The organism is Providencia sp. PROV076 (genome assembly GCF_028483405.1).
GTDB classification, from domain to species: domain Bacteria; phylum Pseudomonadota; class Gammaproteobacteria; order Enterobacterales; family Enterobacteriaceae; genus Providencia; species Providencia huaxiensis.
The window spans coordinates 213272-239392 of sequence record NZ_JAMPRR010000005.1 but is presented as its reverse complement, the minus strand read 5'-3'; the positions used below and the strand labels follow the sequence as shown (position 1 = coordinate 239392).

The following is a 26121-nucleotide window of genomic DNA, read 5'->3' as shown; positions in this document are numbered from 1 at the left end:
TACTCTTACTTGGTTTTTTTCTCTATGATAGCGCCATAGTCATTAATAAACTGAACAACTATTGAATCACTATTATTTGTTTTTTTCTTAAGAATATAATCATTTTTAAATGGGTATATTAAGCTAGCACCATCAATGACCTTGCCATTGATAAGGATATTTTTGATTGATAAATGATATGGTGTTTGGTTATCAATCATAACTCCATCTGATTTCTCAATTAAATTAACCTTTTCAAAATCAAAAGGTTCAATATCTTTCGACCTTAAAAACAGTTTAAATTGTGAGTTTATAATTATCTGTAGCTCATTTTCAATACTATTATCTTTAGGTGGTATTGATTTAATATTAAGCAAATAGATTTTTTCTTCATTTGAATTTATAGGTTCACCTATGTATGAGATCCTCGCTGAACCATTTGTATCTGGTTCAATTCGGAATAATGGTGGCGTCGCAATAAATGGTGCTTTACCCTCACCATTAAATGGAGAAACCCAACTTTGGATTAAAAATGGTTTTTCTTTATCACTATTAAAAATCGGGATATCAATTTCACGTTTGTTTTCTTCATAGACAAAACGCGTTCCACCTACACTAATACCTGACGCTTGAGAGATGTTAGAAATAGAAAATAAACATATACAGATTGAAAAAAATATTTTTTTCATAAAACAGCCATGATATTGATGTGAGAAAGAGGGCAACCATTGTCACCCTCCAACTAATTAATGATATTGAATGCTATATACTGCACTACTATTAGCAGGACCAGCAGTTGCTACGCCTGTTGCTTTATAACGAGCTACGTAATCTAAGTCTACTGTTGCACCATCGAATTCAATTTGTTTTGAATCATCAAATAATTTGATTTGTGTTGTTGCGTCTTTTTCAAATAAAGCAATACCGACATTATTTGCAACACCTGCACCTTGGTTAATTGCAAGAATATCGCGGTCTGCAGTATCACGTGTACCACCAAAGCGTACGGTTACTTTCGAGTTTGCTGGACAATCAACAAGCTTAATCGTGAAGTCTTTCAACCCTGCAACTTCACCCTGTGCAGCTAAACTTTTAGCTGATACCTTTCCAAGGTCAACATTTAAATTTTTTGAGTTACTATCAACTGTACAAGCAATGTCAGTTATTTCCCCGGTAAAATTAATTGTACCTGAAGCAAAAACAGTTGGTGCAGATGTTACAGCTAAAGCAACCCCTATTACTGCTAGGGATTTTTTTAGAATACTCATAATAGTTCCTATAATAAAAATCTTTAATTATTAATTGCTACTATATGAATAAATAAATTACTCATATTGGGTGTGCGAAAGAAATATACCATTTACCTTTAGTTAAGTTAACTAATGGATACATTGAATTTTTTAAAATGACATCTAAAATATTTATGTTTTATTTTAATTATTCATTAATTGACTCATTCATTTAATTTTTTCATTATCAATAAGGTAGTATCTTAAAATTTCATTATCCATTGAATTTTTATTCATATACATGTAGAAATTATAGAATGATTTTTTATTTGCTGTTTTCAGCTCTTTTAATGAATTATTATTCAATTCCTTCTGGACTAAATTCTTTGGTAACCATAAATACCCAATCGAATTCTCTGTTAATTGAATTGCTAAATCCACATTAGGAACATGAATAGTTTGGATACTTTTCATACCATCTATCTCTGTAGACTCCAAAGCAATCAATGTTGTTTTTTCCATTGATTTCAATATATTATCAGCCTGGCAATGTTGAAGTTTATGATTTGGATTGGTTACAAACACCGCCTCAACTTGCTCAAGGAATATAGGGTTTAACGACTCAACGTAATGGTGAGTAATTAATAAATCATAATTTTTAACCCCAAAAATATCTGTTTTTTTTAATAATAAACGTTTTAAATCAATATCATAATCCTTTCTAGACCGACTTAAATCCCCAATTTTTTTCAGTATTTCATCACTTTGATATAGTGAATCAATAACAATATTAATTTTATTGTTTCCTTCATAATTTAATGATTTAGCAACCTTTTCTAATGAAATTGCTTTATTTGTTACCTCTCTCGATAGCGCTAATAGCTGCTCTCCTTGTCTAGTTAATACTGCACGACGTTTTTCTAAAGAAAATATTTCAATTTCCAATGTTTGCTCTAATTTACTAATGGTGTAACTAATTGATGATTGTGTCCTATGCAAAATTTCAGCTGCTTGAGCAAAACCACCGCAGTCAACCACTGCCTGTAGAGTTATCCATTGATCTAACGTTGTTCGAGTTTTTTCCATAGAGTCTCCAAGTATTAATCTGGGAGTTATTTTTATTATATAATTAAAATATAGCAATATATTTTATAGTCGTTAATAAGTGATTATACATAACGATTAGTATTTACTCATATGTTTAAAATTATTTAAGTTCTTTTTTTTGTATGTAAGGAATAATTTTTAATATGAAGATCCGTTTTATATGTAAAATATAATTTTCACACTGACTACATCATGAATAGAAATAACCTATAAATAATTTCAATTTTAAATTGAAAAAATAACAAAGTAATAATGTAAACAAAAAAAACACCCATAGCATTTTTAATACCAAATAAAAATAAATTATTTTATTAAATAAAAAATTAATAATCTTATAAAGATTAAACAAAAAATAATTTTAGAATAAAAAAACAGTACTCAATTATAATCATGGTGAAGTACACAAATAATAACCATAATTGGTTAGTCATTTAATGATGGTTTTATAATATTATCTACTGGATAGTTGGCTTTGCATTAGATAAATAAAGAGGAATATCACAATACAAACATTGAAATAAAGTCACCTCGTATTTATACTAAGATTTAATTTTATGATTGATGCAACACAGGCTAATTACAGCTAATAATAATATGATTAGAATAATAATTACTTAAAACGATACGGTATGATATTTATCAGTTCTAGTTTATCTGATCTTCGGCAAGTAATAATCTTAACCCTCGTTCATTCTACAATTAATGCTTTGAATGGCTACTACCATTTTTTCTAAAAAAAATATCTAATTGTTCTCATTTCCTTACCCATGTATAAAATTGACTTCTGAGCTTAGGATTAAATGTTACCGTCCAAAACTTTTTAGCATACCTTAGATTAACTCTTGTCAATCGAACGAATACATAAGCTTTTTTGCTCTTTTATCGTGTTCATTAAGCATATCTTCCTTATATTGCACTTAACTATCTGTCATGTAAGTTATAAATATACAATGCAATATTTACAATCGATATATAAATCAATAAGTTAACTTGAACCTTGTTCTTCTTCTTTTTATCAAGACTTTACAAAAATTAGATACAGCTCAAAAAATGAATGAAACATCCATAAATCATTAATGTACTATCCTAAATTTTCGTTATTAATAATCGTGTACAGTTTTTTAAAATTACCAATCATCAAGCGTATATTTCTATAAATACTCACTTTTAAATAAAAAAAACCATTACTAAAAAGTAATGGCTTAAAATTTATTCTGTATATCTGTACACTAACGATAGAGGTCTTTTCGCTGATAAGGTTCTATTTCACCCTCTTTTCGCGTTTTCAATAGCTTTAATATCCATGTGTACTGTTCTAAATTCGGAGCAACCAGGTACTCCAGCTCCTCATTCATTCTTCGTGCTATATACTTATCATCCTTTCCATCAATATCATCCATCGGTTCACGAATATAAATATGCAATTGATGCGTTTTATGGTCATAAACAGGAAACAGTGGCACAACTTTCGCTTTACATACCTTCATTAGCCGACCGATTGCAGGTAATGTTGCCTTATATGTGCCAAAAAAATCGACAAATTCACTATGCTCTTCACCATGATCTTGGTCAGGTAAATAAAAGCCCCAATAACCTTGCCTAACAGAAGCAATAAAAGGCTTAATACCCGCCTCTCTTGAGTGTAAGCGCCCCCCAAAATGGTATCTTGCTTTATTCCATAAATAATCTGCAACGGGGTTCTTTTGGTGATGAAACATGGCAGCCATTTGCTGGCCTTTGGCTGCTAATAACATCGCAGGGACATCAACGCCCCACCCATGAGGTACCATAAAAATAACATTACTTTGCTGCTGCTTTAAACGCTCTATAATTTCTTGATTATGCCAATGCGTTCTAGCTAGCGTTTTACTCGCACCACGCAGACATAGCTCAGCCAGCATGACAAAAGATTGTGGTGCGGTTTCAAACATGCGATCAACTAACTCTTCTCGTTGATGTTCTGTCAATTCAGGAAAACAGTAAAGTAAGTTAATTTTAGCGCGACGGCGACCACTCTTTGCTAGTCGTCCAACCCATTTTCCTATTTTAGCCAGTAAAGGATCACGTATTTTAACCGGAATGAAAGCCAATCCGGCTAAAACACCGGCCCCTAGCCACACTCCCCAATATTTAGGTAAAAGGTAAGAGCGGTGAAACGTTGGCACATAGCCTTTTTTACTATCAGTGTCTTGATCTTTATTCATGCTGTACTCAAGTGAATAATAGCTATCTTTCTATAGCTTATAATAATAGTTTACGGGAGCATTACAAAGAAAACTGGCAGATACAAGTACCTGCCAGCGATAAAAATAGAAACTTAAGTTATTGTAGTTTAAGTTGTGGTTTAGTTTCTTTAACTAGCGCTAAGTATTCCTTACGCTCTTTCCCTGTCAAGCCACCAGAACTAGGTAATTTCGCAGTGAGTGGGTTTACCGCTTGTTGATTAACCCACATTTCAAAATGTAGATGAGGCCCAGTCGAACGCCCAGTATTGCCCGATAGCGCAATTCGATCACCGCGCTTAACTTTTTGACCTGGCTTAACTAATAGCTGGCGTAAGTGCATGTAACGCGTGGTATATTGACGCCCATGACGGATCGCAATAAAGTTACCTGCAGCACCGCTGTATTTTGAAACAATGACTTCACCATCACCAACAGCAAGCACTGGTGTGCCAACTGGCATTGCGAAGTCCACACCTTTATGAGGTGCTACACGCCCAGTAACTGGGTTAACTCGTCGAGGGTTGAATTGTGAAGAAACTCTAAATTGTTTAGCAGTTGGAAAACGTAAGAAACCGCGTTCTAAGCCATTCCCTTCGCTATCATAATATCGCCCATCTTCAGCACGAAAAGCGTAATAGCTTTTTCCATTTGTTTGTAGACGAACACCAATGAGTTGGCTCTGTTCACTACGGCCATTCAGCATTTCTCTACTCATTAACACACTGAATTTATCGCCTTTCTTCAATTTTTTGAAGTCAACTTGCCATTGCAAGGCTTTGATCACCTCACGACCTTCATTGCGTGTTAAGCCAGCTTTATTTGTACTTTGTGCAAATGAACCGTCAACCGTGCCTTTTAATACACTGTTAGTCCACTCACCTTCACGAATTTGTTTGGCTTCTTCAAATTTGTTTGTCGTTCCAACGCGGGTAAATACACGGGTCTCACGGCGAGAAACTTCCCATGTCAATGATTCTAATTCGCCTTGATCAGTTAACGACCAATTTAAAGATTGGCCTATTTTCAGGTTTCTCAGCGATTTATGTTGATTGGATAGTGTTGCAACATCACCCGCTTCAATACCGAATTGAGTTAAAATAGTCGTTAAATTATCACCACTTGCAACAACATATTCATGAACGAGAGGTGCTGCTGCCCCACCAGTTTCTGCAGCTTCAGCGTCAGTATCAGCGAGGCCTTCATCAGGTAGCTGTTCACTACTATCTTGAATTATATCGTCGGTAGCATCACTTGCAGGTAATAATGAGAGCGGAATGATGGTATCTGGTGTTCCGTCATTTTCAGTCGTTGTTGGTATATGAACTGGCCGCCAAATTGCGACGGCCATAGTCGCTACAGTGAGCGCACTTAATACAATTTTGTGTGTTCTAGACAGGCTACCGTATACCTGAACCAGACTCTTGGCCATTTGCTGCACTTAAACAATTCCTTCTATTTTTAATCCAGGCAGCTGGCGTATTGCTCTGATAGTTGAGTCAAAAACTTCATGTAGCTATCCGGCTCTATAGCCAGCCCAATTCCTAGTGGGTCGAGAGTTCCCATTTTCACCCCCGTATTACGTGCTACGCTTTCAATCACAGCAGGCCTGAATTGTGGCTCAGCAAAAACACATTGCGCTTTATGCTCAACCAATTGTGTTCGTATTTGATGTAATTTTTGCGCGCCTGGCTGTATTTCTGGGTTTATCGTAAAATGCCCTAAAGGAGCGAGTTGATAGTGTTTTTCAAAGTAGCCATAAGCGTCGTGAAAAACGAAATAACCCTTGTTTCTAGCTGGCTGCAAAATATTAGCAATATTCTGATCATTTTGCGTCATATTTTCTTTGAATTTACGAAGGTTTACGTCTAGCTTATCTTTTTGTTCAGGATAAAGCTCTACTAAACGTTCATAAATGTCTTGCGCAGCAAAATTTGCGATCTCTGGTGATAACCAGATGTGCATATTATACTCACCATGATGATGATGTTCGTGATCCTTGTCATGATTAGCCTCATCTCCATGTTCATGGTCATGTTCATCTTCATGGGACTCAGCCATAAGTAGCGGCTTAATATTTTTCTGTTCAGCTAATGCTAGGCGTTTATTCTGTGGTAATGTATTGATTGGCTTCTGTAAAAACATTTCCATATCAGGCCCAACCCATACAAATAAATCAGCCTGTTTAATTTTTTTCAAATCAGAAGGTTTAAGTGCATAATCATGAGGCGAAGCGCCATCTGGTAATAAAACTTGTGTCTCAGTGACACCATCAGCAATACCAGCTGCAATAAAGGCCAGTGGACGAATTGAAGTCACAACATCAGCATTCGCGGTTGATACCATTGTTGCACTTAATACCGAGCTTGCCACTGCCCCAAAAAGAAATTTACAGGCAATGTTTTTCGATTTATGTATCATAGCAGTCTTTTTCCGTGATTTTAACTTTGAAATGTTATAATATAACACAACATGAATTCTGCAAGATGTTTTTCACATGCAACCACTACTAACTTTAAATAAGATTTCTGTTTCATTTGGCGAAAAACAGGTTCTCAACGATGTTACCTTTGAACTGAATAAAGGTGATATCGTGACCCTTTTAGGCCCGAATGGCGCTGGAAAATCAACAATTGTACGTGTTGTACTCGGGTTACTTGCCCCTACATCAGGTACCATTACGCGTCCTTCTTCTCTCGCTATTGGTTATGTTCCACAAAAACTTCACTTAGATACGACGCTTCCTCTTACGGTTAAACGGTTTATGTTATTAAAGCTTGGTGTTCGTAAAGAGCATTTGTTACCCGCCCTCGAGAGGGTCAAGGCAACGCATTTACTCGAACAACCAATGCAAAAGTTATCAGGCGGTGAGACTCAGCGTGTTTTACTGGCTCGCGCCCTACTCAATAAACCTGACTTGCTAGTGCTTGACGAGCCCGCTCAAGGCGTTGATATCACAGGTCAAGTTGCTCTATATGACTTAATTAATCAGTTAAGAACTGAGCTTAACTGCGCCGTATTAATGGTCTCCCATGACTTACATCTCGTAATGGCAAAAACAGATAAAGTACTTTGCATTAACGGCCATATTTGCTGTTCTGGCGCGCCAGACGTTGTTTCAAACCACCCTGAGTTTGTGGCAATGTTTGGTTATCGCGGTGCTCAACAACTCGGTGTATACCGCCATCAACATAATCATCAACATGATTTAGAAGGCAATATTATTGTTGGCCACCAACACAGCAAGGACTGCAAACATGATTGAGTTACTATTACCCGGCTGGATAGCAGGTATGCTACTTGCCATTGCGGCAGGTCCTCTAGGCTCTTTTGTTGTGTGGCGCCGTATGTCCTATTTTGGCGATACACTAGCCCATGCTTCATTGCTAGGCGTCGCATTTGGGCTTCTATTAAACATCAACCCATTCTATGCTGTTATTGCTGTCACTTTGTTATTGGCCTTAATTTTAGTTTGGCTAGAAAAGCGGCCACAACTTGCTGTTGATACTCTACTGGGTATTATGGCGCACAGTTCACTCTCTTTAGGTCTAGTTGTTGTTAGCTTAATGGCTAATGTCCGTGTTGACCTAATGGCTTATTTATTTGGTGACTTACTCTCAGTCAGCTATGAGGATATTATAACGATTTTTATTGGCGTTATTGTCGTTTGCGGGTTGCTTTTTTATCGTTGGCGGGCACTTTTGTCCATAACGGTTAGCCCTGAACTTGCTTTTGTTGATGGCATTAATATTCAAAGACTGCGTTTATTACTAATGCTAGTTACCGCACTAACAATTGGTATTGCAATGAAATTTGTCGGGGCGTTAATTATTACGTCTTTATTAATTATACCCGCGGCAACGGCTCGGCGTTTTGCTCGAACGCCTGAGCAAATGGCTTCTATCGCTGTCTTAATTGGTATGATTGCTGTGACTGGTGGGCTAACACTTTCTGCTTTCTACGATACCCCTGCAGGGCCGTCTGTGGTGTTGGTATCCGCTATTCTGTTCGTATTTAGTTTAGTAATAAAAGCGAAAAATTAATTTAAGCTATGAGCTACATAATTTCAGTTGTTACATACAATTTTTGATGCAAATGGCCCCAACATTGCTTTCAATGTTGGGCCATTTTTATTTATTTAATATAATTAAATTTCTTTAGGGGTTAAACCAAAGTGGTTATATGCATGAACCGTCGCCATTCGGCCTCTAGGGGTGCGCTGAATAAAGCCTTGCTGGATAAGATAAGGTTCTAAAACATCTTCTATGGTTTCACGCTCTTCCCCAATGGCTGCTGCAAGGTTATCAACACCAACTGGGCCGCCCATAAATTTATCAATAATAGCCACCAGAAGCTTTCTATCTAAATAATCAAAGCCTGCAGCATCAACATTTAACATGTCTAATGCTTGGTTAGCTATTAGCCCATCAATTGAACCATCGCCTTTTACTTGAGCAAAGTCCCGCACGCGACGCAACAAACGGTTGGTAATACGTGGAGTTCCCCTTGAGCGCATAGCAACTTGTAGAGCCCCTTCTTCGGTGATGTCTAGCCCCATGTATTGGGCGCTACGTTTGACAATATGTTGTAGATCATTAACTTGATAAAATTCTAGGCGTTGCACAATACCGAACCTATCACGTAATGGTGATGTGAGTGACCCAGCCCGAGTCGTCGCACCAATTAATGTGAAAGGAGGGAGATCAATTTTAATAGAACGCGCAGCAGGCCCTTCACCTATCATGATATCTAGCTGGTAATCTTCCATTGCGGGATAAAGTATTTCCTCAACAACTGGAGATAATCGATGGATTTCATCAATGAATAGGACATCATGAGGTTCTAAATTAGTTAACATGGCCGCTAAATCGCCTGCTTTTTCTAATACGGGCCCTGAAGTTGTACGCAGATTAACGCCTAGTTCATTTGCAACAATCCCAGCCAGAGTTGTTTTACCTAACCCTGGAGGACCAAAGATTAGCAAATGGTCAAGCGCATCGCCCCGCATTTTTGCCGCCTGAATAAATATTTCCATTTGGTCTTTAACCTGGGGCTGACCAATGTATTCATTCAATAGCTTTGGCCTGATCGCACGGTCAATAGCTTCTTCATCTGACTGTAATACTTCAGCCGTTATTAGGCGATCAGCTTCAATCATATTCAACGTCTCTCAATCAAAGTGCGGCACGAAGGGCATCACGGATCAATGTTTCAGAGTCGCTATCCGGTTTTGCGACTTTACTCACCATACGGCTTGCTTCTTGTGGTTTGTACCCTAAAGCAATCAATGCAGCAGCTGCTTCTGCCTCAATATCAGCCATGCTTGGTACTTTGCTGTTCACACTTGGTAGGTTAATGTCACTATTTTGATTAAATAAATCGCCATTTAGGCCTTTGAAGCGGTCTTTCATTTCGACCACTAAACGTTCTGCCGTTTTCTTACCAATACCAGGTAATTTAACCAGTGATGCGATAGCTTCTTGTTCAATCGCAGAAACAAATTGTTGAGCAGACATCCCTGATAAAATTGCTAGAGCTAATTTTGGACCAACCCCATTAACTTTGATCAGTTCTTTAAATAGCGCCCTTTCTTGCTTGTCGTTAAAGCCATATAATAATTGGGCATCTTCACGAACAACAAAATGAGTGAAAACAATCGCTTCTTGACCAATTTCGGGTAATTCATAGAAACAAGTCATCGGCATATGAACTTCATAACCGACACCTTGTAGCTCTAATAATACGATTGGAGGTTGCTTTTCTAAAACAATACCACGTAAACGACCTATCACATTGAAGCCCTCTATTGCTATCTAAACCCTGAACATACTATCTAAACCCTGAACAGGTTGGTTTATTATCATTAATACCGTTGTTTATACCACAAAAAATGCTGGATGCATATCCAGCTACGCGCTATTTATTAATAAGCGATTCTGTTTAAGATAAACTCGCTATCTTAAACGGCCGCGAGTTAAAACTAACCGTGGGTCGCCAACTTTTAAAAGGTTTTGATTGAAATGGCAATGTGTAATCGCAATTGCCAAAGCATCTGCCGCATCAGATTGTGGGCTCGCCGACAACTTCAGAATAGATTTAACCATATGTTGTACTTGGCTTTTTTCTGCAGCTCCTGTGCCTACAACCGTCTGTTTCACTTGGCGAGCCGCATATTCGAATACGGGTATATTCATGTTTGCAGCAGCAACAATTGCAACCCCTCGGGCTTGACCAAGTTTTAATGCTGAATCCGCATTCTTCGCCATAAAAACTTGTTCAATGGATAATACATCAGGTTGATATTGGGTGATAATTTCCGAGACACCCGCATAAATTCGTTGCAGACGACTTGGTAAATCATCAACTTGGGTACGAATACATCCACTGCCTAAATACAGCAATTGCCGGCCTTGCTGGCGAATAACACCGTATCCCGTAACACGAGAACCGGGGTCAATACCTAAAATAATCGCCATATACGTTTATTTATTCCTCGTTATATTAATTAAACTGTTTTAGTTAGCTCGTCGATTCAAAGAAAGTATAGCGGATAAAGGAAAGGAAAGAATAGAAGGCGTTAGAGAAAGCAGGCTGCGCCAGCCGGCTTTCTCTACGCGGATTATGCTAAATGACTAAATGGCCACTTAGTGCCTCACGACTTACAGTGTGGCAGCGACTTCGTCAGAAATATCACCATTGTGGTAAACTTCCTGTACGTCGTCTGAATCTTCTAACATATCAATAAGACGTAATAATTTAGGAGCCGTTTCTGCATCTAACTCCGCTTTAGTCGATGGGATCATCGATACTTCTGCGGCTTCACTGGTGAAACCTGCAGCATCTAGTGCATCTTTCACTTCACCAAACGTTTCTGGCGTTGTGTAGACATCGATTGCACCATCATCATAAGTTTCAACATCATCAGCGCCTGCTTCTAATGCCGCATCCATTATGGCATCTTCATCAACGCCAGGTGCATAAGTGATCACGCCGCGTTTAGTAAATAAGTAAGAAACGGAACCGTCTGTACCCAAGTTACCACCCGTTTTAGTAAATGCATGACGCACTTCAGAAACAGTACGGTTACGGTTATCACTTAAGCATTCAACCATAACAGCCGTTCCACCTGGGCCATAACCTTCATAAATGATGGTTTCCATATTATCATTATCATCATTACCAACACCACGTGCGATAGCACGGTTTAAAGTGTCACGAGTCATGTTGTTAGATAATGCTTTATCTATAGCCGCACGTAAACGCGGGTTAGTTGCGGGATCACCACCACCTAAACGAGCTGCAGTCACTAATTCACGGATAATTTTAGTGAAAATTTTACCGCGTTTAGCATCTTGTGCCGCTTTACGGTGTTTGGTGTTGGCCCATTTACTATGACCTGCCATGAAATATCTCCAAAAAACGTCAATAAATAATTAAACAGCAAATTCTAAAATAGCCTGACTGTTGCTCCAGGATTTCGTTAAGCTCGCTGCTTCATCGGGGGCTAGCCAACGAAATTCACTGTGTTCCGTCAGTAATGGCATTTTTTCTTCACTTTGCACCATTTTAAACCAATGTTCTTTACAATGCGTAACATCGGGTGCATAACGATGCCTGAAATGCGGGAAAATTTCAAAGATAATACTGTGCGACAAATCTTGTAGCTGGTTTTGTTCAACCTCAAAACCTGTCTCTTCTTTAATTTCACGACACGCCGTTTCGTACGGCTTTTCATCAGGCTCCAAACTTCCAGTCACTGATTGCCAGAAGTTTGGGTCGTCTTTACGTCGTAACATAAGCACCCGCCCACTACTTTGAGCCACAATAATGACTAATACTGATTCCGGGCGCTTATATTTTTTCATTGAACTTACTCTTCGTCTTTCGCAACCACCGCGATAGCGAGTTCCGTTAATGAATCAGGATTCGCATGGCTCGGTGCATTCGTCATTAGGCACGCAGCTGCTGTTGTTTTCGGGAAAGCAATAACATCACGAATATTATCAGTGCCTGTTAACAACATGACTAAACGGTCAAGACCAAATGCTAAACCTGCGTGTGGCGGTGTACCATATTTCAATGCATCCAATAAGAAGCCAAATTTTTCACGTTGGTCTTCTTCATTAATACCTAAAATGCTAAATACTGTTTGTTGCATTTCATTGCGGTGAATACGTACTGAACCACCACCAACTTCGTAACCATTGATGACCATATCATACGCATTAGCAACGGCTTCTTCAGGTTTACTCGCCAGTTCTTCAGGTGAGAAATCTTTAGGTGAAGTAAATGGATGGTGCATCGCAGTTAACCCGCCTTCACCATTATCTTCAAACATTGGGAAATCAATCACCCACAGTGGTTGCCAGCTATTTAAATCGGTTAATTCAAAGTCACGACCGACTTTCAAACGTAACGCACCCATTGAATCGGTCACCACATTTTTTGCGCCCGCGCCGAATAACAAGATATCGCCATCAACAGCACCAGTACGGTCTAATAACTGGTTAATCACATCTTCACTCAAGAATTTTGCAACTGGGCTTTGAATGCCTTCAAGGCCTTTAGCTCGCTCGTTGACTTTCATCCAAGCCAAGCCTTTCGCACCATAAATACCAACAAATTGACCATATTCGTCGATTTGTTTACGCGTCATAGCTGCGCCACCAGGAACTTTCAGAGCTGCAACACGGCCTTTCGGGTCATTTGCTGGGCCTGAGAACACCGCAAATTCAACATCTTTTACGATATCCGCCACATCCACCAGCTCCATTGGATTACGTAAGTCTGGTTTATCTGAACCATAACGACGCATAGCTTCCGCAAAGGTCATGATTGGGAAGTTGCCTAAATCAACCCCTTTTACCTCTAACCATAAATTACGGATCATACGTTCCATAATTTCACGCACTTGCTCTGCGGTCATGAAAGAGGTTTCAACATCGATTTGGGTAAATTCAGGCTGGCGGTCTGCACGTAAATCTTCATCGCGGAAGCATTTTACGATTTGATAATAACGGTCAAAGCCTGACATCATCAGCAACTGTTTAAACAGTTGCGGTGATTGAGGTAATGCGTAAAATTTACCTTTATGAACACGACTTGGCACTAAATAGTCACGAGCACCTTCTGGTGTTGCTTTGGTTAGCATTGGCGTTTCAACGTCCAAAAACCCTTCGTTATCCATAAAGTTACGAACAAAGCTGGTAATTTTGGCACGCGTGCGCAGACGCTCAGACATCTCTGGACGGCGCAAATCTAAATAGCGATATTTTAAACGACGCTCTTCTGTATTCGTTTGGTTGCTATCTAATGGTAGTGGCTCTGACTTATTGAAAACATTCAGTTCTTCAGCAAAAACTTCAATTTCGCCCGTTGCCATATCTTTATTTTTTTGGCTATCTGGACGTGCGCGTACTGTCCCTGTGATTTGGATACAGAACTCATTACGCAGTTCTGACGCTTTTTCAAATATGTCTTTACGATCGGGGTCGAAGAAAACTTGCACGATCCCTTCACGGTCACGCATATCGATAAAAATCAAACCACCTAAATCGCGACGGCGGTTTACCCATCCACTAAGAGTGACTTTTTGGCCTTCGTGAGCGATGTTTAACTGCCCACAATAATTAGTACGCATACAATATCCTTTTACTCAGCTGTTGTGCTTTTGCTTGCTGCGGGATTTTGGCATTTTGCTGAACCCTATTTATCTGCGAAACACGGGCTGAAAATTCAGAATGTCAAAAAGGCAGACATTATACAGGAAATTCTGTTAGACAAATAGTTACGTATTCTACATAACGCGTAAACCATTTTGTTTTTAATCATATTTTCATCAATTATTGTTTTTCTAATCAACAACAATAAAATTGAATAGCGAGATAGACGTCTATCACGATGATCCTATCGATTTTAAGGGACTATCCGCACCATGTACATATTGCAGCAAAGGTTTATTTCATCAGTTCGATACCTTTTTGAGTGAAAAACCACCACTTAATGTATTCCAATTCAATTATTGGTTAATAAATATCGCTTTAATCATTAATCTTTCTATTTCAGAATCGTTACCTTTTTCAGTTTGCTATAATCAAAATATATAGATATAGCGCTGAAATTAATCACCATCTGCAGTTTAAGGACTACCCATGAAAAAAATTATACTTGCCACTTCCATGTTCGTACTACTTGCTGGATGCCAGAACATGAAACCCGCAGAGACTGATAATACAAAAACTTTTTATATTGATTCTTCACTTGCTGATTGTATGGGCGTTGCCCCAATGAAATGTATGAAAGTGAAAGAAAACCCAAGTGATGACTGGCAACTTTTTTATAGCTCAATTCAAGGCTTCGAATATCAACCAGGCTTCTCTTATACTATACAAGTGAAGCAATTCGATGTACCAAACCCACCGGCTGATGCCCCAAGTATTCGTTATGAATTGGTAAAAATCGTTGAGAAAAAATAATTTTTAAACAATATAATTTAAGTCATTAAGTAATTTTATCAGTTTACTTAATGACTCACTTACAGCAATAATTCTCTTATCATCGTTAAATAACAGGGTGTCCCTATTATGAGTGTTAAAATCATTGATAAGCTTGGGTTGATCGCCTTATCAGACCACAAAATTGCGATGGTGCGTTCCCATAATAAAAGTTTATTTTATATACCCGGTGGAAAACGTGAGCAAGGTGAGACTGACGAACAAGCACTCTGCCGTGAGATTGCCGAAGAATTAAAACTTGAGCTAGATACCGCTTCTATCCGGTTTTATGGTGAGTTCATTGGCCCTGCTGATGGAAAATCAGATGGAACGCAAGTCCGTATTCGTTGTTACTTTGCGGACTATACAGGGGAGCCACAACCCGCCGCTGAGATTGCTGAATTGGATTGGTTTAGCATTAACGATTTACCTCGCTGCTCAAGCACAGCGGTGACTATTTTAACTCGCTTAAAAAAAGAAGGTTTGATTAAATAGAGTGTAAGACTGACTCAAAAAAGTTGTGATTTCATTTGTCTAACGGCTTTTTAGGATTTACAATTCACAAAATATTGTCAATACCCATTACTATAACTTATATTTTTAGGTGTTTTCATAGTTTGATTCGTTTTATGGTGGAGTAAAAAATGGTCAGCTCTTTGTATGCTGTACTGGGTGCCTTACTGCTGCTTAGATTATCTTTAAATGTTGTGAAGTTGCGTAATCAATACCGTATAGCCTATGGTGATGGCGGTTTTTATGAGTTACAAACCGCTATCCGCGTTCATGGTAATGCCATCGAGTACATTCCCATCTCATTGATTTTACTGCTTTTAATGGAAATGAATGGCGCGCAAGTGTGGATGATTCATATTTGTGGTCTGATCTTAATTGCAGGCCGATTACTGCACTCTTACGGCTTGAAAAATCACGATTATTCATATCGCCGTTCAGGTATGGTAGCCACTTACCTTGCTATGGCACTAATGGTTATCGCCAATACTTATTACCTACCTTGGCTGCAAATCGTTTCATTTAATCTTTAGTTTTTATTCTCTGTAACGGCACGAGTTATTAATGTGCCGCTCATTATTTCATTGCTTATGGATTGATTTTCAGTAGACTGCCTTTCTGATACAATCCTCCACTACTTTTGTTTTTGCTTAATACAGAACTTATGTCAAATTCGGATCCAACCTCAAAAGACCGCCTTTTCTCTGCGCCTATCGCTAACCTTGGTGACTGGCAATTCGATGAAAAAGTTGCTGAAGTATTCCCTGATATGATCCAACGCTCCGTGCCAGGGTACTCTAATATTATTACGATGATTGGCATGCTAGCGGGTCGTTTTGTCAAGCCCAACAGCCATGTTTACGATTTAGGCTGCTCTTTAGGTGCAGCAACCTTATCAATAAGGCGTAATATTACAGTAGAAAAAAGCAAAATTATTGCTGTTGATAACTCCCCTGCAATGGTTGAACGTTGCCGCCGCCATATTGATGCGTATCGTGCCGACACACCGGTTGACGTTATCGAAGGCGATATTCGCGATGTAAATATTGAAAATGCTTCCATGGTTGTGCTCAATTTCACCTTACAGTTTCTCAACCCAGAAGATCGCCAATTATTACTCAGTAAAATTTATCAAGGGCTACAACCCGGCGGTATTTTAGTGCTTTCTGAGAAATTCAATTTCGAAGACAACGAAATCGGTGAATTATTGTTCAATATGCATCACGACTTCAAACGGGCAAATGGCTATAGTGAATTAGAAATTAGCCAAAAACGCAGTATGTTAGAAAACGTGATGCTCACAGACTCTGTTGAAGCACATAAAGCGCGTTTAAAAAATGTCGGTTTTACTCACTGTGAAGTTTGGTTCCAGTGCTTTAATTTTGGTTCACTGTTAGCGGTTAAAGAGGCCTAGGCATGATTGATTTTGGTCGTTTTTACCAACAAATTGCGGTTGGCCCTCTAAGTCATTGGCTTGAAACGCTTCCGGCACAACTTTCAGAATGGAAAAAACAAGGGTTACACGGTGGATTTTCCTCATGGGAGAAAATGCTAGATAACCTACCCGTTATGGTTCCTACCCATTTGGATTTACGCAATAGCGTGACAGCAACGCGCGAACCCGAACTCACTGCGGGCGAAACGCGACGTCTGAATAATATTCTTGAACAATTAATGCCATGGCGTAAAGGCCCTTTTTCTCTCTATGGCGTGAATATTGATACTGAATGGCGCTCAGACTGGAAATGGGATCGCGTACTACCCCATATTTCATCACTCAAAGACCGCTATGTCTTAGATGTTGGTTGTGGCAGTGGCTACCATATGTGGCGTATGTTAGGGCAAGATGCCAAATTTGTTGTTGGTATCGACCCAACTGAACTATTTTTATGCCAATTTGAAGCCGTCAGAAAGCTACTAGGTGATGACCAACGTGCCCACTTATTGCCTTTAGGTATCGAACAACTGCCCGAATTGAAGGCATTTGATACCGTATTTTCAATGGGTGTACTTTACCACCGCCGTTCACCGCTCGACCATTTATGGCAACTTAAGAACCAATTAGTGAGTGAAGGCGAATTGGTATTAGAGAGCCTGGTTATTGAGGGGGATGAATTTCAGTGTTTGATCCCCGGTGACCGTTACGCCCAAATGCGTAATGTCTATTTTATTCCTTCCGCTAAAATGCTCAAAGTTTGGTTGGAAAAATGCGGCTTTGTTGATGTGCGAATTGTTGACCAAGAAGTAACCTCTTTGGAAGAGCAACGCCGCACACAGTGGATGAAAACAGATTCACTGGCTGAATTTTTAGACCCAAATGATAAAACTAAAACTATCGAAGGTTACCCCGCACCACTACGTGCAATTTTAGTTGCTCGTAAGCCATAAAGATAAAATGCCTATGGCAATCAAATCATAGGCATTTATTATCATACTAGTAAACAAGCGATTACATTGTTATTTGCCATAAATTATAGAAGGCAATTCGGCCAGATAACTCGGCTAAAATAACCGCTAGCGCACATAGGCCTAATAGTGCGAATGAATTTCTTCCGCGATATAACAGAGCAGGATAAACAAACAGCATCACCGCTAAGACGACTAACTGGAAGCTCCAAAAACCCGCTTGTTCGGCACTAATTTCAGGCCCTGTCTCGCCTAAGAATGACACATAAGCTGCACGAATGGCAAAAATCATAATTGAGCCAATCAAAAATGCCATCGCCCCCAACCGCTGAGCCCCGAATAAAATCGCTAATGCGCCACCAGCAACTAGCAGTGTCATCCACATTTGTAATGTCGTGAAAACAGTAAACCAGTTCGCTACTGTGGCAATATTATAAACCTGAGGAATTGACCATACGAATGCCAAACCAAAAATAACCGTGGCAACGTTACACAGTTCACTCAGCACCTTACTTTTAATAAACAAGGTAAATAATAAAGTTGCAGCCCCAAAAGCGACAAAAATACCACTGAGTAAGGCTTCATTACTCATTGGTGAACGGCCAACTCCTAAAAGCATATTGAAGAAGCGCAGTGGCTGCCCAACGTGCAAACCACCAATCACTAGTGCAATGATCATAATGACGAATGCAGCTATATTGGCATGACGTAATTGGTTTTCACTCAACATACCCAGTCTTCGGCTTGCATACGCCAACAAATATAAACCTGCCGCTGACTGCCCCAATACAGTGAAAAAAACGAGTGGAAGTTCGTGCATATTATACCTCTGCTGGATTTTGTAATTTACCGCTCTTTTCACCACAAGGTTTGGCATCTTTATGCGGTTTAATCACAATATTAGGATTAGTAAGAGACGGATTTGGCATGGGGGCGACCCCACTAATATTGCCATGACGTTCACGTAGAATATTGATATCGTCAAAATCCAATGCACGTTGTGGACAGGAGTCAACACAAACCGGTTTCATCCCTTTTTCGACACGTTCATAGCATCCATCGCATTTACTCATCAATTTTTTCTTTTCGTCATACTGCGGTGCACCGTATGGACAACGTAACTCGCAGTAACGGCATCCAACACAAATGGTTTGATCTACCACGACTAACCCATCTTGCTCACGTTTATGCATCGCCCCTGTTGGGCAACCTTCAACACATGTTGGGTTAGAGCAATGATTACAGGAAATTGATAGATAGTAGTTATAAACATTCTGCTGCCATATCCCCTCTTGCTGCTGCCAACTACCACCACCAAACTCATACACCCGACGAAATTTAGGCCCTAAATCAAGGTCTTTCTCATCTTTACAACTCACCTGACACGTTTTACATCCTGTGCATTTTGTTGAGTCGAAATAAAAACCATACTGTTTCATTTGTCGCTCCTTATGCACGTTTCACGTCAACTAAGTTAGTATGTTGTGGATTCCCTTTAACGAGAGCTGAAGGCTGTTGTGTGGTTAGTGTATTGATACAACCACCGATATCGACCCCTTCCTCATTGACTTCCCGCCAAGCACCTTGCGGAACCGCAATCACCCCCGGTAATACGCGCTCAGTCACTTTCGCTTTAATATGCATACGTCCGCGGTCATTGAAAATTTCAGTCATATCACCATCTTGAATACCACGAGTTGATGCATCAATTGGGTTAATCCAATATTGATGAGGCACGGCTTCACGTAACACAGCAATATTAAAATATGATGAATGCGCATGGCCTTTATCGTGATAGCCCGTCATTTGCAGCGGATATTTTTGCTTAGTTTTTTTGTTTTCAACACCTTCCGTATTCACACAATATTCAGGCACAGCAGGAATTCGCTGGTCAGTAGGGTATTCCCACTCTTTCGCTATCTTAGCGAGCCTTTCTGAATAAATTTCAATTTTACCCGATGGGGTTGGTAATGGCGCAGTTTCAGGTGAGTCTCTGAATGGTTTTAATGCAATATAATCTGCACTGTTTGCCAATTTCCTATCAACAATTCCCATGTCATTCGTTTCTTCAAATGTTGGCAAATGGGGATTTTTTTCTCGCATTAGGTTATAGCAATGTTCGATCCACTGCTCATGAGTACGACCTTCGGTAAATTGGTCTTTAATACCCAGCTTTTCAGCAATATCCGTTAAAACATCATAAGATTGGCGACACTCCCATAATGGCGTAATCGCATTTTGTAGACGAATAGCATAATGGTAAGCACCGCTTGCATACGAATTATTAATTAAATCATTCGATTCAACACTGGTCACATCGGGTAGAATCAAATCCGCATATTTAGTCGATGGTGTCATATGCGTATCCCAAACTAAAATAAATTCACATAGGGATTCATCTGTTAGAATTTTATGGGTTTTGTTCAAATCAGAATGTTGATTACCCGTGACATTACTCGCATAGTGCCATAAAAATTTCACGTTGGTTTCAAGACGCTCTTTACCGAGCAATGTTGAATTTGTTGCGGTCATTTCGGTTCCGCGCGCAATCGCATCGGTCCACATAAAACACGGGATTTTGGTTTTAACTGGGTTTGGAATAGCAAAACCAGGCACAGAATACGCCACGTTACCTCCCCATCCTCCCGCATTCGTCCCAGGGCGTCCAATATGCCCCGTGACAATCGGTAACATCATCACTGCCCGGGCCGCTTGCTCTCCCGATGCGGTTCTTTGTAATCCCCAGCCTTGAGAAATCCACGCTGCTTTTGCATTACCCAGCTCACGAGCCAACTGAACAATACGGGTTGGCGAAACACCTGTAATTTGGCTAGCCCACTGAGGTGTTTTTTCAACACCATCATCACCGAGCCCTAAAATATAATCCTTATATGAGCCATTTTGTGGCGCTGACTCAGGAAGTGTCTGGCTATCCCAGCCCACACAATATTTCGCTAAAAAAGCCTCATCCGTTAATTGTTCTTTAATTAATGTATGGATAATTGCAGCCACAAGCGCACCGTCAGTGCCCGGATAGATTGGGATCCATTCAGCGCCTAGCGTTGTCACGCTATCAGTACGACGCGGGTCAATAATAATCACTTTGGCTTGGCTTTTTTCTAATGCTTTTAAGGTTTCATAGAACTGACCACCACCGGACATACGCGTTTCCGCAATATTATGGCCGAACATCACGACTAAATCGCTATTCGCTATTTCAGACAGTAATGAATCATCTAACTTGCCGTAGACATACGGAATAACACCGTTTATTTGTGCAGTTGAGTAAGTTCCATGTTGATCAAGAAACCCACCTAGTTGGTTTAATAGACGCTTGCAGGCATTACGCCCTTGTAAATTAGCACCGGTAGACCCTGAGCCATACTGGTAGTAAATCGCTTCATTACCATAAGTATCAATGGTTGAGCGCAGTTTTTGAGCCACAATCGTCGTCGCTTCGTCCCAGCTGATCCGTTTAAACTTTCCTTCCCCCCGTTTACCTGTACGCAATAATGGGTATTTCAAGCGGTCTGGGTTATAGGTTTTCCAACGAACAGAGCGCCCTCTCAAACAGGGGCGTATTTGATGTAAACCAAATTGGGTGTCGTCATACATGGTTTCATTCGATATGCGAGTAATAACGTCATCTTTTACATGCACTTTGAGTGGGCAGCGGCTACCACAGTTGACCAAGCATGCACTGTATTTGATTTTTTCGCTGACTTCGTCTGGTTGGATTGTAATGGTGGGTGTTGCTTGAGCGGAAAAAGGTAGAGAGATGGAGCTGGCAATAGCTGTTGTCGTGGCGACAGAGGCAGAGGCTTGAATAAACTGTCTCCGACTCAGCGCTTTTTCCCTGATTTTATTGATCATTACATTGCTACCTCATTAATTATTATAAATTGAATTACTTAGTATTCTTATAGTAATTAGATAGTAGCCTTATAAAAATAAGGGTTAATTGACGTGTATCAACACAAGCAATAATTGAGCTATTAATGATAAATAAACAATATTATAAGTTTCTTTATTTGGTATTTTAATGGTAACCAACCATGGGTTAGCTGAAAAATAACAAGGAAAACCAACTAGTTGATTTTCCTTAGAGAATAACAATCTATTTAAAATGTCTAGCGTCAAGCTGCCTATTGTGGCTAGCGGCAATTAAACGGAAACTTTTTCAGTAATAGAAATAAAGTCCTTCATCGCTTCTACCGTAGGGCCATCAACACAGTAATGGGTGAATTCATCCGTTTCGCTATTAGAGGCCATTGTTACCCCTACTTTACGGTAACTCATGGTTGATGGCACCGTTCTCCCTGCGGAACTGTGTACCTCAGATAAACCGATTTCCATAAATTTACTTAGGTTAGCTAAACGTACTCCCGCACCTGCCATAATCTGTGGGCCATTAATTTGCTGGCTTTTTTCATGGAGTTCTTTCAAAAGCGGTAAACCCAACTCCGCACTTTGTTGCTGCCCAGAAGTTAAAATACGCGCAACACCGAGTTCGTTTAATTGTTCTAAAGCTAATAATGGGTTAATACACATATCAAATGCGCGGTGGAAGGTAATATTCATCCCTTGTGCAATTTCCATCAATGAATGCATTCTGTTGATATCAATGCGCCCTTCACTATCCAATATACCGATAACGGCACCTGAAAACCCCATTTCCTTAATCATAATTAAATCTTCACGGATCACGTCAAATTCGTTAATGTTATAGCAAAAATCGCCACCACGAGGGCGAATAATAGGATGAACTGGAATATGCAGTTTCTCTTTGGCTAATTTCAGGTAACCATAACTGGGGGTCAGGCCACCGTCTGCAGCACCAGAGCATAGTTCGATACGATCTGCACCATATTCTTGAGCCACTTGGGCACATTCAATTCCGAAACAACAGATTTCCAGTTTTGCCATTACGACCTCCGAAATAGAGCAATAAAACACGGGTTTTATATGCCCCAAAATAATGAAAAAAATTTAATGTTAAACGTTAACAATTCGCTTAATAATGCCATTTATTGGAAAATGTTATCGGATAGACATCACAGCACTAAAAGTTAACGTGTACTATTAATCAATAACGTTAATTGCATCACTTATTTTTCACTTTCAATTATCTTTTTTAGTGTGAAAGGATGGTATTTAACCGTTATTTCACCATTTGACACTGCTAATGTTGGATTTGGCAACCTTTCTTGCTGCCCTTTGGGTTGGCTTACTTTAATACGATACCCTTGGGGTAAAGGATCAGGTAATAACTGGAATGCTGCGGTTTCTAGCTGACTCGGCTCAACATCAATCACCATTTCGATATGTTCCCAACTTTCTTTCGGGTAAATTTTGTCTTTTGGGAAAGGCAATTCAATAATAAATACATCTTGACCCGCGACGTTTAATGGCTCTTTTAACTCATATAAACGAATTGGCCTGCCATTGATAACATTGTCAGATAAAAGCTCAGCGCATCCCATTAACCCTTGATGCCAACGTTCTGCAGTTGCCATATGATGGCAACGCACCGAAATATGATCTATCGGAAAAGATGACAATGATAAGTTCAATTCCTGCGCCAACTGTTGTAATTTACCCATAAACACAGGTAGGTCATCCCATAAATCTTGTAATTGCGAAATTTTGCTAAATTGTGGCATCTAAAGCCCTCTCTTTACAAAAACTTATCTGCTAAACAATGGCGCAGACTGTAGCATGAGAGCCCCAAAATGTGGTATAAAACCTGCCGATTTTTCTCTTCAACCTTTTAGTTATACGCATGTGATGGCACAATGCGGTAACTATGGTTCGTAATTTAAGGTAATTCGGTGAATATTCAGGCGATTCTTTCAGATAAAATTAGTGCTGCGATGTTAGCAGCGGGTGCTCCAGAAGGCAGTGATGCACTTGTGCGTCAGTCCGCTAAAGCTCAGTTTGGTGATTATCAAGCGAATGGAGTGATGGGCGCGGCTAAAAAGATGGGGATAGCTCCGCGACAACTGGCTGAACAGCTTGTTAATCACTTAGATTTGGAAGGGATTGCCAGCAAAGTTGAAATTGCCGGCCCTGGCTTTATTAATATTTTCCTTGAACCAACGTGGGTTGAAAAACACGTTGAAGAGGCATTAGCATCACAACGCCTAGGCGTCGCACCAGTCAAGCCTGAAACGATTGTCATTGACTATTCAGCGCCTAATGTCGCAAAACAAATGCACGTGGGTCACTTGCGTTCAACCATCATTGGTGATGCAGCTGCACGTACCCAAGAGTTTATTGGTCATAAAGTCATTCGTGCCAACCACGTCGGTGATTGGGGTACGCAATTTGGTATGTTAATTGCTTATCTTGAAAAAGTGCAAAATGAAGATGCCACCGATATGGCGCTTGCTGACCTCGAAGAGTTTTATCGCGAAGCTAAAAAACACTACGACGAAGATGAAGAGTTCGCAGTACGTGCCCGTGGCTACGTTGTAAAATTGCAATCCGGTGATGAATATTGCCGCCAAATGTGGCGCAAATTAGTCGATATCACTATGCAGCAGAACCAAGAAACCTATCGCCGCTTAAATGTCACATTGACCGAAGATGACGTGATGGGTGAAAGCTTATATAACAGCATGCTTCCAGGCATTGCTGCTGACTTAAAAGCCAAAGGTTTAGCCGTTGAGAGTGAAGGTGCAACGGTTGTTTTCCTTGATGAATTCAAAAATAAAGAAGGCGAACCAATGGGCGTGATCGTCCAGAAAAAAGATGGTGGCTTCTTATATACAACAACCGATATCGCCTGTGCTAAATACCGTTACGAAACCCTTCATGCTGACCGTTCTCTTTACTATATTGACTCACGCCAACATCAACATTTGATGCAAGCATGGACCATCGTCCGTAAAGCAGGTTACATCCCTGAATCGATGGCGCTTGAGCACCATATGTTCGGGATGATGTTAGGGAAAGATGGCAAACCGTTTAAGACTCGTACAGGTGGTACCGTCCGTTTATCAGACTTGCTTGATGAAGCGGTTGAACGCGCTCAAACATTAATCCGTGAGAAAAACCCGGATATGTCTGAAGATGAATTGCTTAACGTTGCGAATGTGGTTGGTATTGGGGCAGTTAAGTACGCTGACTTATCCAAAAACAGAACGACTGATTATATTTTCGATTGGGACAACATGTTAGCTTTCGAAGGAAATACCGCACCGTATATGCAATATGCGTATACCCGTGTGGCCTCTATTTTCAAGAAAGCTAATTTAACCCACACAGACCTAACTCTGCCTATTTCATTACAAGACCCGCGTGAAATTGCGCTTGCAACACGTTTATTACAGTTTGAAGAAACCATTCTCACTGTTGCACGTGATGGTACACCTCATGTGATGTGTGCTTATTTGTATGAGTTAGCCGGTTTATTCTCTGGTTTCTATGAGCACTGCCCTATCTTGTCAGCTGATGACGAAGCCCAGCGCCAAAGCCGCTTGAAATTAGCGGCATTAACTCAAAAAACATTAAAAACGGGCCTAGATACACTGGGCATTGAAACCGTTGAAAGAATGTAATTCAAATCAATAAATAGCCTATTAACGGTTCACTTCGGTGAGCCGTTTTTGTTTGCGTTGCTTTGCTAACTTTGATGTTAATTTTTGCAATTCCTCAACATGTTCATTTGCACAATTGCGAAGCACTAAGTTCCATTTGCAAAGTGTTTTTGCTTGTTCATAAAGTTCAGGGCTATGCGCCAACCTGTTATTCTGTTGTAACCAATGAGCAACGCTCGCCCAGTCCCATAACGGGGATGCGCCATTCAAGCGTTGTACGGGTGCTGGAAAATGGCCTTTACCTCTAGCCCCATCTTTCAATAAAGCCACTGCCTGACGAGTTAGTCCTGTCAATTCGGCAATATCACTTAACCCAACTAAAGCGGAATCAATCGATTCCACTTTTATATTCAGCGATATACTTTCGATGTCTGTGATCGCTGTTTCAATGGCAAGATCTAAAGACTCCGCTTCCCTATCAAATTCTAAATAAACCGATTTACCATAGAAACACACCAATGCATCGTCACAGCCTGCAGCAAATAAGGTATCAACTAAGCCTTCAGTATCTGCAGTCACACCAGATAGTGTTAATGTGAAAGTAAATAGTGCCATAATTATCCCATATAGTATG

Annotated in this window: 26 protein-coding genes; 8 read left to right on the top strand and 18 right to left on the bottom strand. The window is 39.9% G+C overall.

Annotated elements, in window-relative coordinates; all coding sequences use genetic code 11:
- Positions 1 to 5: 5 nt before the first annotated feature.
- The 6 genes from PSF67_RS05190 to znuA form a co-directional block, all read right to left on the bottom strand.
- Positions 6 to 668: a fimbrial biogenesis chaperone gene (locus tag PSF67_RS05190; protein ID WP_102140276.1), complete on the bottom strand. Its 663-nt coding sequence runs from the start codon at positions 666 to 668 to the stop codon at positions 6 to 8.
- Between the two features lie 57 nt (positions 669 to 725).
- Positions 726 to 1247 (bottom strand): fimbrial protein, encoded by a 522-nt coding sequence (locus PSF67_RS05185; RefSeq protein WP_166265065.1) that lies wholly within the window; start codon positions 1245 to 1247, stop codon positions 726 to 728.
- Between the two features lie 189 nt (positions 1248 to 1436).
- Positions 1437 to 2294, bottom strand: a complete 858-nt coding sequence (locus tag PSF67_RS05180; RefSeq protein WP_102140274.1) for a LysR family transcriptional regulator — start codon at positions 2292 to 2294, stop codon at positions 1437 to 1439.
- Between the two features lie 1250 nt (positions 2295 to 3544).
- Positions 3545 to 4519, bottom strand: coding sequence for a lauroyl-Kdo(2)-lipid IV(A) myristoyltransferase (gene lpxM / locus PSF67_RS05175; RefSeq protein WP_102140273.1), 975 nt, complete (start codon positions 4517 to 4519; stop codon positions 3545 to 3547).
- 118 nt (positions 4520 to 4637) lie between these two features.
- Positions 4638 to 5978, bottom strand: coding sequence for a murein DD-endopeptidase MepM (mepM, locus tag PSF67_RS05170; RefSeq protein WP_102140272.1), 1341 nt, complete (start codon positions 5976 to 5978; stop codon positions 4638 to 4640).
- 20 nt (positions 5979 to 5998) lie between these two features.
- Positions 5999 to 6958: a zinc ABC transporter substrate-binding protein ZnuA gene (gene znuA, locus PSF67_RS05165; protein ID WP_102140271.1), complete on the bottom strand. Its 960-nt coding sequence runs from the start codon at positions 6956 to 6958 to the stop codon at positions 5999 to 6001.
- Positions 6959 to 7034: 76 nt separating this feature from the next.
- Here znuA and znuC point away from each other — a divergent pair, with 76 nt between their 5' ends.
- Positions 7035 to 7802 (top strand): zinc ABC transporter ATP-binding protein ZnuC, encoded by a 768-nt coding sequence (gene znuC, locus PSF67_RS05160; RefSeq protein WP_004910688.1) that lies wholly within the window; start codon positions 7035 to 7037, stop codon positions 7800 to 7802.
- Positions 7795 to 8580 (top strand): zinc ABC transporter permease subunit ZnuB, encoded by a 786-nt coding sequence (znuB, locus tag PSF67_RS05155; RefSeq protein WP_102140270.1) that lies wholly within the window; start codon positions 7795 to 7797, stop codon positions 8578 to 8580. Before znuC ends, znuB begins: the two co-directional genes overlap by 8 nt.
- A gap of 104 nt (positions 8581 to 8684) precedes the next feature.
- On the opposite strand, the gene ruvB is transcribed toward znuB, so the two are convergent.
- From ruvB to aspS, 6 genes are all read right to left on the bottom strand, one after another.
- A complete protein-coding gene (gene ruvB / locus PSF67_RS05150) occupies positions 8685 to 9695 on the bottom strand; it encodes a Holliday junction branch migration DNA helicase RuvB (RefSeq protein WP_102140269.1) in 1011 nt (336 codons plus the stop codon).
- 16 nt (positions 9696 to 9711) lie between these two features.
- Positions 9712 to 10329, bottom strand: a complete 618-nt coding sequence (ruvA, locus tag PSF67_RS05145; protein ID WP_102140268.1) for a Holliday junction branch migration protein RuvA — start codon at positions 10327 to 10329, stop codon at positions 9712 to 9714.
- Between the two features lie 162 nt (positions 10330 to 10491).
- Positions 10492 to 11013: a crossover junction endodeoxyribonuclease RuvC gene (ruvC, locus tag PSF67_RS05140; RefSeq protein ID WP_004910683.1), complete on the bottom strand. Its 522-nt coding sequence runs from the start codon at positions 11011 to 11013 to the stop codon at positions 10492 to 10494.
- A 183-nt stretch (positions 11014 to 11196) separates the two neighbouring features.
- On the bottom strand, positions 11197 to 11940 hold the full coding sequence (locus PSF67_RS05135) for a YebC/PmpR family DNA-binding transcriptional regulator (RefSeq protein WP_102140266.1): 744 nt from the start codon (positions 11938 to 11940) through the stop codon (positions 11197 to 11199).
- Between the two features lie 30 nt (positions 11941 to 11970).
- A complete protein-coding gene (nudB, locus tag PSF67_RS05130) occupies positions 11971 to 12402 on the bottom strand; it encodes a dihydroneopterin triphosphate diphosphatase (protein ID WP_125891079.1) in 432 nt (143 codons plus the stop codon).
- Between the two features lie 5 nt (positions 12403 to 12407).
- Complete coding sequence (aspS, locus tag PSF67_RS05125; RefSeq protein ID WP_102140264.1) at positions 12408 to 14177, bottom strand: aspartate--tRNA ligase; 1770 nt, start codon at positions 14175 to 14177, stop codon at positions 12408 to 12410.
- 511 nt (positions 14178 to 14688) lie between these two features.
- Here aspS and PSF67_RS05120 point away from each other — a divergent pair.
- The 5 genes from PSF67_RS05120 to cmoB all read left to right on the top strand — a co-directional run bounded on the left by PSF67_RS05120 (position 14689) and on the right by cmoB (position 17928).
- A complete protein-coding gene (locus PSF67_RS05120) occupies positions 14689 to 15012 on the top strand; it encodes a DUF4377 domain-containing protein (RefSeq protein WP_166265074.1) in 324 nt (107 codons plus the stop codon).
- 108 nt (positions 15013 to 15120) lie between these two features.
- Positions 15121 to 15525: an NUDIX hydrolase gene (locus PSF67_RS05115; RefSeq protein WP_166265077.1), complete on the top strand. Its 405-nt coding sequence runs from the start codon at positions 15121 to 15123 to the stop codon at positions 15523 to 15525.
- A gap of 149 nt (positions 15526 to 15674) precedes the next feature.
- Positions 15675 to 16073 (top strand): MAPEG family protein, encoded by a 399-nt coding sequence (locus PSF67_RS05110; protein WP_102140261.1) that lies wholly within the window; start codon positions 15675 to 15677, stop codon positions 16071 to 16073.
- Between the two features lie 131 nt (positions 16074 to 16204).
- Positions 16205 to 16954, top strand: coding sequence for a carboxy-S-adenosyl-L-methionine synthase CmoA (gene cmoA / locus PSF67_RS05105; protein WP_102140260.1), 750 nt, complete (start codon positions 16205 to 16207; stop codon positions 16952 to 16954).
- Positions 16955 to 16956: 2 nt separating this feature from the next.
- Entirely contained in the window at positions 16957 to 17928 is a 972-nt protein-coding gene (cmoB, locus tag PSF67_RS05100) for a tRNA 5-methoxyuridine(34)/uridine 5-oxyacetic acid(34) synthase CmoB (RefSeq protein WP_166265080.1), read from the top strand.
- Positions 17929 to 17989: 61 nt separating this feature from the next.
- Here cmoB and PSF67_RS05095 read toward each other — a convergent pair whose 3' ends face one another.
- From PSF67_RS05095 to PSF67_RS05075, 5 genes are all read right to left on the bottom strand, one after another.
- Positions 17990 to 18766 carry a dimethyl sulfoxide reductase anchor subunit family protein gene (locus PSF67_RS05095; protein ID WP_272676600.1) on the bottom strand — a complete coding sequence of 259 codons (777 nt, stop codon included), beginning with the start codon at positions 18764 to 18766 and terminating at the stop codon, positions 17990 to 17992.
- A 1-nt stretch (position 18767) separates the two neighbouring features.
- A complete protein-coding gene (locus PSF67_RS05090; RefSeq protein WP_102140257.1) occupies positions 18768 to 19385 on the bottom strand; it encodes a DMSO/selenate family reductase complex B subunit in 618 nt (205 codons plus the stop codon).
- Positions 19386 to 19395: 10 nt separating this feature from the next.
- Positions 19396 to 21819 carry a DMSO/selenate family reductase complex A subunit gene (locus PSF67_RS05085; protein WP_166265086.1) on the bottom strand — a complete coding sequence of 808 codons (2424 nt, stop codon included), beginning with the start codon at positions 21817 to 21819 and terminating at the stop codon, positions 19396 to 19398.
- Positions 21820 to 22110: 291 nt separating this feature from the next.
- Positions 22111 to 22872 carry a copper homeostasis protein CutC gene (gene cutC / locus PSF67_RS05080; RefSeq protein WP_195698643.1) on the bottom strand — a complete coding sequence of 254 codons (762 nt, stop codon included), beginning with the start codon at positions 22870 to 22872 and terminating at the stop codon, positions 22111 to 22113.
- 182 nt (positions 22873 to 23054) lie between these two features.
- Positions 23055 to 23609: a VOC family protein gene (locus tag PSF67_RS05075; RefSeq protein ID WP_102140255.1), complete on the bottom strand. Its 555-nt coding sequence runs from the start codon at positions 23607 to 23609 to the stop codon at positions 23055 to 23057.
- A 168-nt stretch (positions 23610 to 23777) separates the two neighbouring features.
- Here PSF67_RS05075 and argS point away from each other — a divergent pair, with 168 nt between their 5' ends.
- Entirely contained in the window at positions 23778 to 25508 is a 1731-nt protein-coding gene (argS, locus tag PSF67_RS05070) for an arginine--tRNA ligase (protein ID WP_272676599.1), read from the top strand.
- Positions 25509 to 25529: 21 nt separating this feature from the next.
- On the opposite strand, the gene PSF67_RS05065 is transcribed toward argS, so the two are convergent.
- Positions 25530 to 26102 (bottom strand): helix-turn-helix transcriptional regulator, encoded by a 573-nt coding sequence (locus PSF67_RS05065; RefSeq protein WP_195698641.1) that lies wholly within the window; start codon positions 26100 to 26102, stop codon positions 25530 to 25532.
- Positions 26103 to 26121 lie beyond the last annotated feature (19 nt).

What these genes read in the sequence shown, in the direction of transcription:
- PSF67_RS05190 (WP_102140276.1), bottom strand. Translation starts at nt 668, where the DNA reads ATGAAAAAAATATTTTTTTCAATCTGTATATGTTTATTTTCTATTTCT.
- PSF67_RS05185 (WP_166265065.1), bottom strand. Translation starts at nt 1,247, where the DNA reads ATGAGTATTCTAAAAAAATCCCTAGCAGTAATAGGGGTTGCTTTAGCT.
- PSF67_RS05180 (WP_102140274.1), bottom strand. Translation starts at nt 2,294, where the DNA reads ATGGAAAAAACTCGAACAACGTTAGATCAATGGATAACTCTACAGGCA.
- lpxM (WP_102140273.1), bottom strand. Translation starts at nt 4,519, where the DNA reads ATGAATAAAGATCAAGACACTGATAGTAAAAAAGGCTATGTGCCAACG.
- znuA (WP_102140271.1), bottom strand. Translation starts at nt 6,958, where the DNA reads ATGATACATAAATCGAAAAACATTGCCTGTAAATTTCTTTTTGGGGCA.
- znuC (WP_004910688.1), top strand. Translation starts at nt 7,035, where the DNA reads ATGCAACCACTACTAACTTTAAATAAGATTTCTGTTTCATTTGGCGAA.
- znuB (WP_102140270.1), top strand. Translation starts at nt 7,795, where the DNA reads ATGATTGAGTTACTATTACCCGGCTGGATAGCAGGTATGCTACTTGCC.
- ruvB (WP_102140269.1), bottom strand. Translation starts at nt 9,695, where the DNA reads ATGATTGAAGCTGATCGCCTAATAACGGCTGAAGTATTACAGTCAGAT.
- ruvC (WP_004910683.1), bottom strand. Translation starts at nt 11,013, where the DNA reads ATGGCGATTATTTTAGGTATTGACCCCGGTTCTCGTGTTACGGGATAC.
- PSF67_RS05135 (WP_102140266.1), bottom strand. Translation starts at nt 11,940, where the DNA reads ATGGCAGGTCATAGTAAATGGGCCAACACCAAACACCGTAAAGCGGCA.
- nudB (WP_125891079.1), bottom strand. Translation starts at nt 12,402, where the DNA reads ATGAAAAAATATAAGCGCCCGGAATCAGTATTAGTCATTATTGTGGCT.
- aspS (WP_102140264.1), bottom strand. Translation starts at nt 14,177, where the DNA reads ATGCGTACTAATTATTGTGGGCAGTTAAACATCGCTCACGAAGGCCAA.
- PSF67_RS05120 (WP_166265074.1), top strand. Translation starts at nt 14,689, where the DNA reads ATGAAAAAAATTATACTTGCCACTTCCATGTTCGTACTACTTGCTGGA.
- PSF67_RS05115 (WP_166265077.1), top strand. Translation starts at nt 15,121, where the DNA reads ATGAGTGTTAAAATCATTGATAAGCTTGGGTTGATCGCCTTATCAGAC.
- PSF67_RS05110 (WP_102140261.1), top strand. Translation starts at nt 15,675, where the DNA reads ATGGTCAGCTCTTTGTATGCTGTACTGGGTGCCTTACTGCTGCTTAGA.
- cmoA (WP_102140260.1), top strand. Translation starts at nt 16,205, where the DNA reads ATGTCAAATTCGGATCCAACCTCAAAAGACCGCCTTTTCTCTGCGCCT.
- cmoB (WP_166265080.1), top strand. Translation starts at nt 16,957, where the DNA reads ATGATTGATTTTGGTCGTTTTTACCAACAAATTGCGGTTGGCCCTCTA.
- PSF67_RS05095 (WP_272676600.1), bottom strand. Translation starts at nt 18,766, where the DNA reads ATGCACGAACTTCCACTCGTTTTTTTCACTGTATTGGGGCAGTCAGCG.
- PSF67_RS05090 (WP_102140257.1), bottom strand. Translation starts at nt 19,385, where the DNA reads ATGAAACAGTATGGTTTTTATTTCGACTCAACAAAATGCACAGGATGT.
- PSF67_RS05085 (WP_166265086.1), bottom strand. Translation starts at nt 21,819, where the DNA reads ATGATCAATAAAATCAGGGAAAAAGCGCTGAGTCGGAGACAGTTTATT.
- cutC (WP_195698643.1), bottom strand. Translation starts at nt 22,872, where the DNA reads ATGGCAAAACTGGAAATCTGTTGTTTCGGAATTGAATGTGCCCAAGTG.
- PSF67_RS05075 (WP_102140255.1), bottom strand. Translation starts at nt 23,609, where the DNA reads ATGCCACAATTTAGCAAAATTTCGCAATTACAAGATTTATGGGATGAC.
- PSF67_RS05065 (WP_195698641.1), bottom strand. Translation starts at nt 26,102, where the DNA reads ATGGCACTATTTACTTTCACATTAACACTATCTGGTGTGACTGCAGAT.